Annotated in this window: 14 protein-coding genes; 3 read left to right on the top strand and 11 right to left on the bottom strand. The window is 51.1% G+C overall.

The window, feature by feature from the left end:
• Positions 1-163: 163 nt before the first annotated feature.
• Both potB and potA read right to left on the bottom strand, forming a co-directional pair.
• Positions 164-1,027 (bottom strand): spermidine/putrescine ABC transporter permease PotB, encoded by an 864-nt coding sequence (gene potB / locus ACLJRU_RS20945; RefSeq protein ID WP_001539726.1) that lies wholly within the window; start codon positions 1,025-1,027, stop codon positions 164-166.
• A complete protein-coding gene (potA, locus tag ACLJRU_RS20940; protein WP_000531607.1) occupies positions 1,011-2,147 on the bottom strand; it encodes a spermidine/putrescine ABC transporter ATP-binding protein PotA in 1,137 nt (378 codons plus the stop codon). Before potA ends, potB begins: the two co-directional genes overlap by 17 nt.
• Before the next feature lie 250 nt (positions 2,148-2,397).
• Here potA and pepT point away from each other — a divergent pair, with 250 nt between their 5' ends.
• Both pepT and ACLJRU_RS20930 read left to right on the top strand, forming a co-directional pair.
• Entirely contained in the window at positions 2,398-3,627 is a 1,230-nt protein-coding gene (gene pepT / locus ACLJRU_RS20935; protein WP_023234869.1) for a peptidase T, read from the top strand.
• Positions 3,628-3,630: 3 nt separating this feature from the next.
• Positions 3,631-4,965: a hypothetical protein gene (locus tag ACLJRU_RS20930; RefSeq protein WP_011264257.1), complete on the top strand. Its 1,335-nt coding sequence runs from the start codon at positions 3,631-3,633 to the stop codon at positions 4,963-4,965.
• A 39-nt stretch (positions 4,966-5,004) separates the two neighbouring features.
• On the opposite strand, the gene ACLJRU_RS20925 is transcribed toward ACLJRU_RS20930, so the two are convergent.
• From ACLJRU_RS20925 to ACLJRU_RS20885, 9 genes are all read right to left on the bottom strand, one after another.
• Positions 5,005-6,126 (bottom strand): cupin domain-containing protein, encoded by a 1,122-nt coding sequence (locus tag ACLJRU_RS20925; RefSeq protein WP_023234870.1) that lies wholly within the window; start codon positions 6,124-6,126, stop codon positions 5,005-5,007.
• Positions 6,127-6,206: 80 nt separating this feature from the next.
• Entirely contained in the window at positions 6,207-7,670 is a 1,464-nt protein-coding gene (gene phoQ, locus ACLJRU_RS20920) for a two-component system sensor histidine kinase PhoQ (protein WP_023234871.1), read from the bottom strand.
• Positions 7,670-8,341: a two-component system response regulator PhoP gene (gene phoP, locus ACLJRU_RS20915; RefSeq protein WP_023234872.1), complete on the bottom strand. Its 672-nt coding sequence runs from the start codon at positions 8,339-8,341 to the stop codon at positions 7,670-7,672. Before phoP ends, phoQ begins: the two co-directional genes overlap by 1 nt.
• A 126-nt stretch (positions 8,342-8,467) precedes the next feature.
• Entirely contained in the window at positions 8,468-9,838 is a 1,371-nt protein-coding gene (gene purB, locus ACLJRU_RS20910; protein WP_000423763.1) for an adenylosuccinate lyase, read from the bottom strand.
• Between the two features lie 3 nt (positions 9,839-9,841).
• Entirely contained in the window at positions 9,842-10,483 is a 642-nt protein-coding gene (gene hflD, locus ACLJRU_RS20905) for a high frequency lysogenization protein HflD (RefSeq protein WP_023236528.1), read from the bottom strand.
• A gap of 86 nt (positions 10,484-10,569) precedes the next feature.
• Positions 10,570-11,676 carry a tRNA 2-thiouridine(34) synthase MnmA gene (mnmA, locus tag ACLJRU_RS20900; protein ID WP_000004540.1) on the bottom strand — a complete coding sequence of 369 codons (1,107 nt, stop codon included), beginning with the start codon at positions 11,674-11,676 and terminating at the stop codon, positions 10,570-10,572.
• 53 nt (positions 11,677-11,729) lie between these two features.
• A complete protein-coding gene (locus ACLJRU_RS20895) occupies positions 11,730-12,191 on the bottom strand; it encodes an NUDIX hydrolase (RefSeq protein WP_000476069.1) in 462 nt (153 codons plus the stop codon).
• Positions 12,192-12,202: 11 nt separating this feature from the next.
• Positions 12,203-12,532: a lysozyme inhibitor LprI family protein gene (locus ACLJRU_RS20890; protein WP_000825957.1), complete on the bottom strand. Its 330-nt coding sequence runs from the start codon at positions 12,530-12,532 to the stop codon at positions 12,203-12,205.
• Entirely contained in the window at positions 12,529-13,110 is a 582-nt protein-coding gene (locus ACLJRU_RS20885) for a 23S rRNA pseudouridine(2457) synthase RluE (protein ID WP_023234873.1), read from the bottom strand. Before ACLJRU_RS20885 ends, ACLJRU_RS20890 begins: the two co-directional genes overlap by 4 nt.
• 171 nt (positions 13,111-13,281) lie before the next feature.
• On the opposite strand from ACLJRU_RS20885, the gene icd reads away from it, so the two are divergent.
• Entirely contained in the window at positions 13,282-14,532 is a 1,251-nt protein-coding gene (icd, locus tag ACLJRU_RS20880) for an NADP-dependent isocitrate dehydrogenase (RefSeq protein WP_023234874.1), read from the top strand.
• Positions 14,533-14,594: the final 62 nt, after the last annotated feature.

Here is a 14,594-nt window from a genome sequence, read left to right as displayed (position 1 = left end):
CGTCGCTATAGGTAAAAATAAAAGAAGGACTACTGCGGATGATGTTGTAGATTTGCAATACTGGCGGCAACTTCTTTCATGCGTTTTTTATGCCGAAGGCATGAAGTTTACCCTTGAATAAACTTCATGCCTGGATGCGTGTGGATTTGTTAGCGTTGCGCAATTAATCGCTTATATCACTCACCTTCTTATTCAATAAGCGGGAAGCCCGCCAGTAAATCAACAGCATGAGTCCCATCACAATGGTCAGCGTAATGCTGGTAGCCGCGCCAAACGGCCAATCGCGAATATTCAGGAACTGTACCTTAATGATGTTACCAATCAGCAGGTTTTTCGCGCCACCCATTAAATCGGAGACGTAGAACAGGCCCATTGCCGGTAGCATCACGAGCAGGCAACCGGCGACAATGCCCGGCATGGTTAATGGAATAATGATGCGGATGAACGTTTGCATTTTACTGGCGCCGAGATCGCGTGCGGCCTCCAGTAGTGGTTTGTCGAGCTTCTCAATGCTGGAGTAGAGCGGCATGACCATAAATGGCAGCAAAATGTAAACCAGGCCGATAATAACGGCGCTCGGGGTGAACATGATGCGAATCGGTGTATCAATCACGCCCAGCCACAGCAGGAATTCATTGAGATAACCTTTAGTGCTCAGGAATATTTTCAGCCCATAGATGCGGATCAGTGAGTTGGTCCAGAAAGGAACAATCAGCAAAAACAGCAATAACGGACGTATCTTTTCCGGTAACTTCGCCAGAAACCAGGCAAAAGGATAGCCCAGCACCAGGCAGGAGAGGGTGGCGATCAGCGCCATATTCAGAGAGTGCAGGAGCACTTCAAAATAGAGCGGATCGAGCAGGCGCGCGTAGTTATCCAGCGTAAAGACCATCTTGACGAAACTGGCGTCGTCACGGGTCAGAAAGCTGGTGCCAATGATCATCAGGTTGGGCAGAAAAACAAATAACACAAGCCAACCGACGATAGTGACAATCACTACATTCTGGAATTTACTTGTGTTCTTCATCAGCCAGTACGACCTCCCAGCTTTCTACCCAACTAATGGCCATTTTTTGGTCAAGTGAATGGTCGAAGTCAGGATCGTCTTCGTTGAAGAATTCGCTGACCATCACCATTTTGCCATTTTCCAGTTCAACCACCGACTCCAGCGTCATACCTTTGTAATTGCGCTCGCGCACGTAGCCGATAAGCCCTTCGATGTGGTTATCATCGTTGATCTCTTCGACGCGTAGATCTTCCGGTCGCAGCAGGACGTTCAGTTTTTGGCCCGGTTCGACAGCGAAATTGACGTATATATTGCACTCCCGACCTTCTACGCTGGCGCGGACGCGCTGTTCATCAAGCCGTTCAATGACGGTTGCGTCAAAGCGGTTAATTTCGCCGATAAAACCGGCGACAAACAGGTTTTTTGGCTCTTCATAGATTTCACGCGGCGTGCCGTCTTGCTCAATCACGCCATTACGCATTACCACGATACGATCGGACATGGTGAGCGCTTCTTCCTGATCGTGAGTGACAAAAACAAACGTGATACCGAGTTTACGCTGTAATGCTTTAAGCTCGTTCTGCATTTGTTTGCGCAATTTATAGTCCAGCGCGGAAAGCGATTCATCCAGTAATAACAGGCGAGGTTTATTCACCACCGCGCGAGCGATAGCCACACGCTGCTGCTGTCCGCCGGAAAGCTGGTGCGGTTTACGTTGTGCAAACTCTTCAAGCTGCACCATACGCAGCGCATCGGTCACGCGAGGCGCTATCTCGGCGGCTGGCGTTTTTTGCATCCGTAAGCCAAACGCGACATTTTCAAACACCGTCATATGCGGAAATAAAGCGTAGCTTTGAAATACGGTATTTACATAACGATTTTCGGCGGGAACGTGGGTGATATCCTGGTTATCCAACATGATATGCCCGGCATCAACGGTTTCCAGGCCGGCAATCAGGCGAAGAACGGTTGTTTTACCACAGCCGGAAGGGCCAAGCAGCGTGAGGAATTCGCCATTGTTAATGGTCAAATCCAGTTGCGAAATGACCTCTTTGCCATCGAAACTTTTGCTAATTCCAGACAAAAGCACCAGCGGTGAAAGCGAACGCGGTTGATTATTCAATTTCTTACTCTGTCCCATGTAAACGCAACGGATGGCTGACCGCTGCGGGGTTTGTGGTTAACCACCTTAATCACTCTTAATGAGGGCGGTCATTCTACGGCAAACCACTGTGATCGCCAATCCTTGTTGCGAATTACTGACTTAGCTTTATAGTCAGAAAGCGTGTCAAAGTGAAATATTCTTGTTTGCAGGGATAAAAGTGACCTGACGCAATATTTGTCTTTTCTTGCTTATTAATAATGTTGTCACGAAAAGTGAGGGTGACTGCATGGATAAACTACTTGAGCGTTTTTTACACTACGTATCGCTGGATACCCAATCAACGTCGGGTGTTCGGCAGGTTCCCAGCACTGAGGGGCAGTGGAAGTTACTACGTTTGCTCAAACAGCAGCTCGAAGAGATGGGGCTGGTTAACATTACATTAAGTGAAAAAGGGACGTTGATGGCGACGCTCCCGGCCAATGTTGAGGGGGATATTCCCGCCATTGGTTTTATCTCCCATGTGGATACCTCTCCGGATTTCAGCGGTAAAAACGTTAACCCGCAGATTGTCGAGAATTATCGCGGCGGCGATATAGCATTAGGGATTGGCGATGAGGTGTTGTCACCCGTGATGTTCCCGGTACTGCATCAATTACTGGGACAGACGCTGATTACTACCGATGGTAAGACATTGCTGGGCGCGGACGATAAAGCCGGCGTTGCGGAGATCATGACCGCGCTGGCGGTGCTGAAAGGTAATCCTATTCCCCACGGTGAAATTAAAGTGGCGTTTACGCCTGACGAAGAGGTAGGGAAAGGCGCGAAGCACTTCGATGTTGAGGCCTTTGGCGCGCAGTGGGCCTATACGGTCGACGGCGGCGGCGTGGGCGAACTGGAGTTTGAAAACTTCAATGCCGCCTCGGTGAATATCAAAATCGTCGGCAATAACGTGCATCCCGGTACGGCAAAAGGCGTGATGGTCAATGCGCTGTCGTTGGCGGCGAGGATTCACGCGGAAGTGCCGGCGGATGAAGCGCCTGAAACCACCGAAGGTTACGAAGGGTTTTATCATCTGGCCAGCATGAAAGGCACCGTTGACCGGGCCGAAATGCACTACATCATTCGCGATTTCGACCGTAAGCAGTTTGAAGCGCGTAAACGCAAAATGATGGAGATTGCCAAAAAAGTCGGTAAGGGGCTGCATCCGGACTGCTATATCGAACTGGTGATTGAAGACAGTTATTACAATATGCGCGAAAAAGTGGTTGAGCATCCGCATATTCTCGATATCGCCCAGCAGGCCATGCGTGACTGTCATATTACGCCGGAGATGAAACCAATTCGCGGCGGTACAGACGGGGCGCAACTGTCGTTTATGGGCCTGCCGTGTCCTAATCTCTTTACCGGCGGATATAACTATCATGGTAAACATGAGTTTGTGACGCTGGAGGGGATGGAAAAAGCGGTACAGGTGATTGTACGTATCGCGGAGCTGACGGCGAAGCGCGGCCAGTAGCGAATGTTACGCATTGTGGTGAAGCGTTTTATTATTTATGGAGGGATATTTTCCGCCATCAATTTTTCTGCCTGGAGCGCCGAATATACGCCTTCCTGGTCCCAGCGCCAGCAACAATCTGCAGCATGTTTTATGACCGGCAATGAAACCTGCATGACGTTTATTGATGATGCGGTGAGGCTGGCCTCGCGGCAATATGGCAAACGCTCAATACAGCTTGTTCGTAGCCTGCTATTACAAAGTGATATTTATCAATGGCTGGGTAAACCTGAATTAACGCCGCAAATGCTGCTGCGAGCGCGGGCAATAATGAAAACATTTCCGGCGGGCACTTATCCGGGCGATCGGGCCGATATGTTTGAACACCTGGCGGCCTTTTATGTTTACAGTGACGATCGCCATATAGAGTATTCATCTACAGAGCAGTGGCGATACGAGATTAAGGTTGATTACCGTCAGCGAATAGCCTGGCAAGAGCAGGCATTAACGTGGCGTCTTAAAGACAAAAAGGCATCGACGGAGACATTGGTTTATACCTTAAACAGGATGCGCGATGCTTATTCTGATGCGCTGGAAGAGCGGGATGTCGAATGTGATAGTGCGCGTAAAGCCTATTATTTGGCGAAGATAGACGCAACGGAGCGGCAGTGGCTGAACGTTATTTTACGGGATAAAACCTGGGATAATCGTGAGCGCGTCGCCTCTTTTTTGCAGCAGAAAGCGGATATTGCTTATAATGCAGGGCATATTAGCGAGGCGATTAATGCGCTAAGTCAGGCGCTAAAAATTGAGCAAACGCTTTATGGCGCCGAATTCGGCGAAATGACGGTTGACAGCAATAATCTTGCTGGCTTTTATGCACAGGGCCATCATTATAAGGAAGCGAAAGATCTCTACCTTAAACTTATCGCGTATTACCAGAGCCGTTTAACGCCAATGGCGACGGTAATATCACGATTACGCTTTTATTTGCCCGAAAACATCGACCTGGACAGTACCTCCCCCTATCTCCCATTTCTGGAAGAATATAAACGTCGGCAGTCCGACGTATCCATGGTGTTGTATGGTATTTCGCTGCTTTATAAGAATAATCAACAGCTTGAACAAGCAAAAGACTTTGCGGAACGCGCCTTTGCGCTTGATGCCGTAGCTTATCCAGCAAAGATGCAGTATGAACGATTACAGCAACTGGCTAATATTGCCGAAGGTCTTGGAGATAACGTACTGGCGCGGCGCTATCGGCAAATGTCATTTCGCCATCGAATGGCCCACTCGATTTATCCGGGCGATCCGCAATATAACGATTTCGCCAAACCTGGTGGCGATCGTTGTGGATAGTTTGCGTCAGCCCGGCGGTCGCCGGGCATTGCGATGTTCTTATCCTTCGAAGAACCAGTACCCGCTATTCACCAGCGCCGCCAGCATCGCGAGGAAGGACGGGTCTTCCAGCGCATCGCCGAAGTTTTCAGCGGTCAGTGCAATATGACTGGCGAGCGCCTCCAGAGCGGGGCGATGCGGAGAGTCTATTTTTTCGCCATTCGTATAGACCTCATCGCCGATACGCAATACGCGAAGCCCGCCGAGACGTACTAATACCTCGCCTTGCTTTAAGGCATCGTAAATTTCATCAGGCTGATACGGCGGCTCCGGCGGCGCAATATCCAGTTCGTGGCGTGACTGAGAGAGAAACTCGCCAAGCCACTGTTGGAAATGCGCGGGTTGATTGATCAAATCGAGCATCATATTACGCAGTTTATCCATCTCCTGCGGCAGGATATCCGCCGGATGCTTGCGGGACGGCATATCCGGATCGCTGTAGTATGTATTGCCCAACTCCCGTTGCAGGACGTAATCGGCAAAACCGCTGATCAGCTCACGGCTATTGGGCGCGCGAAAACCGACCGAATAGTTCATGGCGTTTTCCAGCGCATAGCCTTCATGCGGGAATCCTGGCGGAATATACAGAATGTCGCCCGGCTCCAGCTCTTCATCAATAATGGCCTCGAACGGATCGACTTGTAACAGGTCGGGATGTGGGCAGTGCTGACGCATTTGCAGCTTTTCGCCCACGCGCCAGCGACGGCGACCGGCTCCCTGGATAATAAACACATCATACTGATCCAGATGCGGGCCAACGCCGCCGCCGGGAACGGAAAAGGAGATCATCAGATCGTCGATACGCCAGTCCGGCAGAGCGCGGAACGGGCGCATCAAGGCGGCGGCGGGTTCGTGCCAGTGGTTTACCGCCTGTACCAGCAGCGACCAGTTGCTCTCACCCAGATGATCGTAGCTTTCGAAAGGGCCATGGCTGACCTGCCATTTGCCATCCTGATGGCTAACGAGACGGCTGTCGATTTCGCTTTCCATCGCCAGCCCCGCCAGCTCATCCGGCGAGAGCGGATCGATAAAGTTGCTAAACCCACGTTTTAAGACCACCGGGCGTTTTTGCCAGTGGCGTTCAAGAAAGTCGGGCCAGTTAAGAGTTAATTGGTATTCCATGTTAAGTATCCGCAGGCTGGTATCTGACACCGATTATAACGGATGCTTAACGAGATGCGTGGAAGAACGCACAGAAATGTTTATTCCTCTTTCTGTGTGGGATGCTGTCGGCCAAAAACGACCTCCATACGGGCACCGCCGAGCAGACTGTCGCTGGCAATGATCTGCCCGGCGTATTGTTCCGTAATCTCGCGCGCGACAGCCAGCCCCACGCCTTGTCCTGGTCGTAGGGTATCGGCGCGCTGACCGCGATCAAACACCAGGGAACGTTTGCTGTGGGGAATGCCTGGGCCGTCATCTTCGACGAAAATATGCAAATGATCGTCGGTCTGGCGAGCCGAAATCTCGACAAACTCCAGACAATATTTACAAGCGTTGTCCAGTACGTTGCCCATCACTTCGACAAAGTCGTTTTGCTCGCCGACAAAACTGATCTCTGGTGAAATATCCATACTGATATTCACCCCTTTACGCTGATAAACTTTATTTAGCGCGGAGATCAGGTTATCTAACAACGGCGCGACGGGATGCAGTTCGCGGCTTAACAATACGCCGCTACCGCGCATACTGGCGCGATGCAGATAATAGCCGATCTGCTGGGAAATCCGGCTGATCTGTTCCAGCATCACCGGTTCAGCTTTGCTGACGCTCATCTTTTCGTTGCGTAAAGAGCGTAACGTACTCTGCAAAACCGCGAGCGGCGTTTTTAAACTGTGCGTCAGGTCGGTCAGGGTCGTGCGATATTTGTTATAACGTTCACGCTCGCTTTTGAGCAGTTGATTAAGGTTGCGCACAAGGCTGGTCAGCTCACGCGTCGTCTCCGGATTGAGCATTTCGCGGTGATGATCTTCAAGCTCGCGGACTTCCCGCGCCAGCGCCTCGATAGGGCGTAAGCTCCACCAAGCGGCGATCCACAGTAAAGGAATGACTAACAGTAAATTGGCGGCCAGCACGTATACGAACCAGCTCCACACCATATATGAGCGTTTTAGTTCTATCGGAATGGTATCGACCACCACGATGGTTAACTGCGGCATCCGCGCCGTGGCAGGATAAATATTTACCGCTACCGAGTGGGTCATCTCCGCATCATCGTCATCTTCACGTACTTCTTTGAGTTTTTCCTGCGCGGAATGGTCCTCGCTCAACAGCGTGCTGGTAGCGTCTACGTTGGTTTCAATTTCATGGAAGCCGTTCGTTTTTAACCATTCCGGTTGAATGCTTTTAATCAGCCAGGGGATATTGCGCTGCGTCCATAATAATTTGCCCGTTTCATCGTAAATCAGCGTCATGGTCGGACTTTGCATGTCCAGATTTTCAGGCAGCTCAACGCTGATTTTATTATTTTCCCATTTGGCGAGGATATAAAACAGGTTGCTTTCGCCGCGCAGCAAACGAAAGGTGGTTTTATCAAAACTTACGCTATAGCCGACCAGCGCCACTATGCCATATGCCAGAGAAAGCACCAGCACGACGCCGGCTGTCGCCAGCAAAAAACGAACCCGCAGCGACAGCGGCAGAAAATGGCGAGCAAATTTATTCATTAGCGCAATTCAAAAAGATATCCTTGTCCGCGTACGGTGGTAATGACATCGTGCGGATACTGGGCCTGTATTTTTTTCCGCAGACGCCCCATGAGAACATCAATGGTATGACTTTCCCGCAGTTCCGCATCCGGATACAGTTGAAGCATCAGCGAATCCTTGCTGACCACTTTACCGTTGTTACGGATAAGCGTTTCCATAATGGTGTATTCGAACGCCGTGAGTTTGATGACCTCTTCATTGACGGATAATTCCCGGCGTGAGAGATCCACCTGGAACGGCGGGATGTTGATCACTTGGGAGGCCAGACCGCTATTACGGCGCATTAACGCCTGCATACGCGCCATTACCTCTTCGATGTGGAATGGCTTCGTCACGTAGTCATCGGCCCCGGAGCTGAGAACCTCGACTTTATCCTGCCAGCCTTCGCGCGCGGTTAACACCAGAACCGGCAGTGAAATATCACTGCTGCGCCAGCGGCGTATTAAGGAAAGGCCGTCTTCATCCGGCAGACCTAAATCGACAATAGCGATATCCGGAAGGTGTTCATTAAGGTAGTAATCAGCTTCCCTGGCATCTTCTGTGGCATCGACCTGGTGACCTGAATCTTGGAGCTGAACCTTCAGGTGGTGGCGTAATAATGCATTATCCTCTACAACCAGTACGCGCATCATCTCTTCTCCCTTGTGTTAACAATAAGAACAGTCTAGCGTTGATTATGGTGCTTTGGGGATAAACAGTTAATAAACCAGACAAATAGTCACCCTCTTTCTGAAGAAAAGAGGGTGAGGCAGGCATTATTTAAGTTCGTCGACCAGAGTCACAGCGCGACCGATATAATTTGCCGGCGTCATGGCTTTAAGGCGCGTTTTTTCTGCTTCCGGCAGGGCCAGACTATCAATAAACTGTTTCATTCCTTCGGCATCAACACGCTTGCCACGGGTCAACTCTTTCAGTTTTTCATATGGTTTTTCAATACCATAGCGGCGCATGACGGTCTGGATCGGTTCGGCTAATACTTCCCAGTTGTGATCCAGTTCGTCAAGCAGATGATCGCGGTTTACTTCCAGCTTGCTGACGCCCTTCAGGGTGGACTGATAAGCGATAAGCGCATAGCCGATGCCGACACCCAGGTTACGCAGGACGGTTGAGTCGGTCAGATCGCGCTGCCAGCGGGAAACCGGCAGTTTGTTTGCCAGATGGTGCAACACTGCGTTAGACAGACCGAGGTTGCCTTCTGAGTTTTCAAAGTCAATGGGGTTAACTTTATGCGGCATGGTAGAAGAACCGATCTCCCCGGCGATGGTTTTCTGTTTGAAATGGTTCAACGCAATATAGCCCCAGACATCGCGATCGAAATCGATCAGGATGGTGTTAAAGCGCGCGATACAGTCAAACAGTTCCGCAATATAATCATGCGGTTCAATCTGGGTGGTGTAAGGATTCCACTGGATGCCCAGAGAGGTGACGAACTCTTCGCTGAACTGATGCCAGTCAACTTCCGGATAGGCGGCGATATGCGCGTTATAGTTGCCTACGGCGCCGTTAATTTTACCGAGGATCTCCACCTGGTTGAGCTGGCGGAACTGACGCTCCATCCGATACGCCACGTTCGCCATCTCTTTACCCAGAGTGGAAGGCGTTGCCGGCTGGCCGTGGGTGCGGGAGAGCAGAGGAATGTCGCGATACTGCGTGGCGAGATCTTTAACTGCGTTAATCACCTGACGCCAGTAAGGCAGGATCACTTCATCGCGCGCGGTTTTGAGCATTAACGCGTGCGACAGGTTGTTAATGTCCTCAGAAGTGCAGGCAAAGTGGATAAATTCGGAAACGTCATGTAGCGCCGGGATCGCGGCGACTTTTTCTTTCAGGAAATACTCAACTGCCTTCACATCATGGTTAGTCGTACGCTCAATGGTTTTAATGCGCGCGGCATCTTCTTCATTGAAGTTTGCAACAAGCGTATCCAGGTAACCGTTTGCGTCGGCAGCAAAAGCAGGAACTTCCTTGATCGCTGCGTGCGCGGCTAATTTCTGCAGCCAACGTACTTCGACTTGTACACGAAATTTCAGCAAACCGTATTCGCTAAAAATTCCGCGCAGCGCGCTGACTTTATCGCCGTAGCGTCCATCGACAGGGGAAACGGCGGTCAGTGAGGATAATTCCATAGATCATAACTCCGGGGTTAAATGAGCAAGAATTTGTTTTGCCTGAGTCGTCAGGCGATGACGAGAAAACATAAGCTGTAGGCGACCACCGCCTACCTGATGCCAGAGCACGGCTGCACGGATGCCTGCCAGTAGCGAGGCGCGGACTTTGGCCTGCACCTGCGGACTTTGCAGAACGGCCGGGGAGCCCGTCACCTGAATGCGCGGGCCCAATGGGCTAATCACATCCACGTAGATGCCCGCCATGGCGCTCATTAACGTGTCTGACTGTAAATCAAAATGGTCAAGCTGGCGCTGCAGGCCGTTAATGCGATCGCCTAACGTATTCAACGCGCCTTTGGCGGATGACAGCTTGCGCTCCAGCACCATCAGGCTAAGCGTATAACGCGTCAGTTCGGCGTTAAGTCCTTGTCGGCTGCTGGCATTCAGCACGCCGAGCAGTGTTTCCAGACCAAGACGCAGGTTAGCTTCGCTGCCGCCGAACACGCCCAGAGTAGAACTGGGATTCATATCAATGACACTGTTGAGTGAAACGTGCAACGCGTCGGCATCACAGTGCCCCTGGTGCACCAGTTGTTGTACCAGGCGTGCCGACTGGCAAATGCCAGACAGAGCGAGGGTGATGTCATAATAATTCTTTGCCACAATCACTGCTTCCTTGTATCAAATAAAATACACTTCATCTTTTAAGCCGCTTTGAGGCGACTTGAATGATGTTGTGTATTGAATAATCAGACCGTCAGCGGCAGTCGCTGCTCGATAATGCCGCCGCCCAGGCAGACTTCGCCGCTGTAAAAGACAGCGGACTGGCCCGGCGTAACGGCGGCAACCGGCTCGTCAAAAATGACCTCGATACGATCGTCATCCAGCGCGTTAATCGTGCACGGAATATCGGTCTGGCGGTAGCGGGTTTTTACCGTACAGCGCAGAGTGCCGGTGAACGGTTCGCGATCGACCCAATGTAGCTGCTGGGCGATGAGGCCTACCGACATCAGACGTGGGTGCTCATGCCCCTGGGCGACAATTAACACATTGTTTTCAACGTCTTTATCCACCACATACCAGGGGTCTTCGCTACCGTCTTTGGTGCCGCCGATTCCCAGCCCTTTACGCTGACCGAGCGTATGATACATCAGACCCTGATGCTCGCCGATTTCATCGCCGTCAACGGTAATGATTTTCCCCGGCTGCGCAGGCAGATAGCGCCCTAAAAAGTCGCGGAATTTGCGCTCGCCGATAAAGCAGATACCGGTAGAATCTTTTTTCTTTGCGGTTACTAGCCCCAGATCTTCGGCGATTTTACGCACCTGCGGTTTTTCCAGCTCGCCAACCGGGAACAGACTTTGCGCAATCTGCTCATGGCCAAGCGTATAGAGGAAGTAGCTCTGATCTTTGTTACCGTCGAGCCCGCGCAACAACCGGCTTTTGCCGTTTACATCCGCGCGACGGACGTAGTGACCGGTGGCGATATAGTCGGCGCCTAAATCTTCTGCGGCAAATTCAAGGAAGGCTTTAAATTTGATCTCTTTATTGCACAGAATATCCGGATTCGGCGTACGGCCCGCTTTGTACTCTTCAAGGAACAGTTCAAAGACGTTATCCCAATATTCTGCGGCAAAATTAACGGTATGCAGTTCAATGCCAAGCTTGTCGCACACGGCCTGCGCGTCAGCCAGATCGGCTGCCGCGGTACAGTATTCCTCACCATCGTCCTCTTCCCAGTTCTTCATGAACAGGCCTTCTACCTGATAACCCTGTTGTTGCAACAGCCAGGCGGAAACGGAGGAGTCGACACCGCCGGACATGCCGACGATCACTTTTTTTGGGCTTTCTGACATTGGAATACTCGCGACATTGAACTTCAAGGCGGCGTATTCTACCACGCAGCCCTTTACTTGACACCCTCTGTAAACGGCCAGTTAAATTCGCCCACTATAGATAAGGGGTAACATTGTCCCGTTTGATAACTGCGAATGCTTTCAGCCACCAGCGGAGAACGTAAATTCGGCGCGTTCAGAATCTCGTCGGCGCTCACCCAACGGCAGCAATCGATGTCATTGTCATGGGGTTCGGTCGCGCAAATATGATCAAGCTTGATAGCGAATAAAAAGCGCAGGAACGGGGTCTTATCCGGCGCAATCCACTGATGCATACGGATAAAATACTGTGGTTGCGCCGTGATGCCAGTCTCTTCCCACAGTTCACGCGCGGCGGCCTGCGCCAGCGTTTCATCTGCCTCCAGGTGTCCGGCAGGTTGATTCCATAACGATTTACCGTTGATGGTCTCTTCCACCACCAGAAATTTATCTTCGGCATGTACGATGCAGGCAACGGTCACGTGCGGCTTGAACATAGGCATCCTTATTAAAGCGGTTTATCAATGTGGTCATAGATCACGTCAAGCTGTTTCAGACGCTCGTTATAAGCTTTTGTCAGGCAGGTGACGTCGGCCTTGCACTGCTGACGCTGTTTAAGCCAGCTCTGCTGGGCGTCCTGCAGGGCGCCGCGACTGCCCATCGCGAACAACCCTTTCAGAAACTGATATTTGGTGTGCATTTCCACGTCTTTATCATTCAGCGTCAGGTGCGCGCAGATAGCCTTTTCATCCGCAGCCTGCGCTTTCTGGCAGTCGAAGCTGGCCGCATTAACGGATAACGGTGTTAATAAAGCAAAAGCAATGAGAAGCCGTTTCATCTGTCTTTCTCCTGTGCGATCTCGCGCCACTGTCCATTATCGAGGCCGTTGAGCGTGTAGTCGCCCATGCTGTAACGAATTAATCGTAGAGTGGGATGACCGACATGCGCTGTCATGCGTCTTACCTGGCGGTTGCGGCCTTCATATAAGGTGACTTTTAGCCAACTGGTGGGAATATTCTTCCGTTCGCGAATCGGCGGGGTGCGCGGCCACAGCCAGTCAGGCTCCGCGACAATCTCAATACCGGCGGGCAGGGTAGGGCCATCGTTGAGCGTGACGCCAGTACGAAGCGCCTGCAGCACGCCGTCATTAGTCAGCACCAAAAGCCCTTCGCTGTCGCAGTCCAGGCGGCCTGCGGCATAAACGCCTTGCACAGGAATAAAATCTTTTAACGTGCGGCGACCTGCTTCATCCGTGAACTGCGGCAACACATCGTAAGGTTTATTGAACAAAACCACGCGTTTTGGCTGGTTTTCTTTCCGTGATTTAGATGCTTGTCGTGAGCTGAATCGCTTAACGTAGTGATTTCTAAAAGAAGTTTTTTGCATGGTGTTTTCAGAACTTATTAATTGCCGCATTATAGCGCAATAATGAGTGTCTTTCATGGCGGCAAACAATAGGGTAGTATTGACATGCTCATTACAAAACATTAACAAAAAATTGCTCTAACGCAGTCGTGCAGCAGGACGCCATTGCACATGCAGCGCGATGACAGACGAGCAAACCAGAAGCGCTCGAAGGAGAGGTGAATGGAAAGCAAAGTAGTTGTTCCGGTGGAAGGTAAGAAGATCACCCTGCAAAACGGCAAACTCAACGTTCCTGAGAATCCGATTATCCCGTTTATTGAAGGCGATGGTATCGGTGTTGATGTCACTCCAGCCATGCTTAAAGTGGTCGATGCCGCCGTCGAGAAAGCCTATAAAGGCGAGCGTAAAATTTCCTGGATGGAAATTTACACCGGAGAAAAATCCACACAGGTTTACGGCCAGGATGTCTGGCTCCCCGCTGAAACCCTTGATTTGATTCGTGATTACCGCGTAGCGATTAAAGGTCCGTTGACCACGCCGGTTGGCGGCGGTATTCGCTCTCTGAACGTTGCCCTGCGTCAGGAGCTTGACCTGTACGTTTGTCTGCGTCCCGTTCGTTACTATCAGGGCACGCCAAGTCCGGTGAAACATCCGGAGCTGACCGATATGGTCATCTTCCGTGAAAACTCTGAAGACATCTACGCCGGAATTGAATGGAAAGCTGACTCTGCAGACGCTGAGAAAGTGATCAAGTTTCTGCGCGAAGAGATGGGCGTGAAGAAAATTCGCTTCCCGGAGCACTGCGGTATCGGTATCAAACCGTGTTCTGAAGAAGGCACTAAACGTCTGGTTCGCGCGGCGATTGAATACGCTATTACCAACGATCGCGATTCCGTCACGCTGGTACATAAAGGCAATATCATGAAGTTCACCGAAGGCGCGTTTAAAGACTGGGGCTACCAGTTGTCGTGCGACGAGTTCGGCGGTGAGCTTATTGACGGCGGTCCGTGGCTGAAAATTAAGAACCCGAACACGGGTAAAGAGGTCGTGGTTAAAGACGTTATCGCCGATGCGTTCCTGCAACAAATCCTGTTGCGTCCGGCGGAATACGACGTTATCGCCTGTATGAACCTGAACGGTGACTATATTTCCGATGCCCTGGCGGCTCAGGTTGGCGGTATCGGTATTGCACCGGGTGCGAATATCGGCAACGAATGCGCGTTGTTTGAAGCGACTCACGGGACTGCGCCGAAATATGCGGGCCAGGATAAAGTCAACCCAGGCTCCATTATTCTGTCTGCGGAGATGATGCTGCGTCACATGCAGTGGTTCGAAGCGGCGGATCTGATTGTTAAAGGTATGGAAGGCGCGATTGCCGCGAAGACCGTGACCTATGACTTTGAACGCCTGATGGAAGGCGCTAAGCTGCTGAAATGTAGTGAGTTTGGCGACGCGATTATCGCGAATATGTAATAACGATAATTGTTAAAAACAAAAACGGGGACTTAACGTCCCCGTTTTTATTATTAGTATTC

It is taken from the genome of Salmonella sp. SAL00653 (assembly GCF_046552515.1).
Lineage (GTDB): Bacteria > Pseudomonadota > Gammaproteobacteria > Enterobacterales > Enterobacteriaceae > Salmonella > Salmonella enterica.
This window is presented reverse-complemented; position numbering and strand designations above follow the sequence as displayed.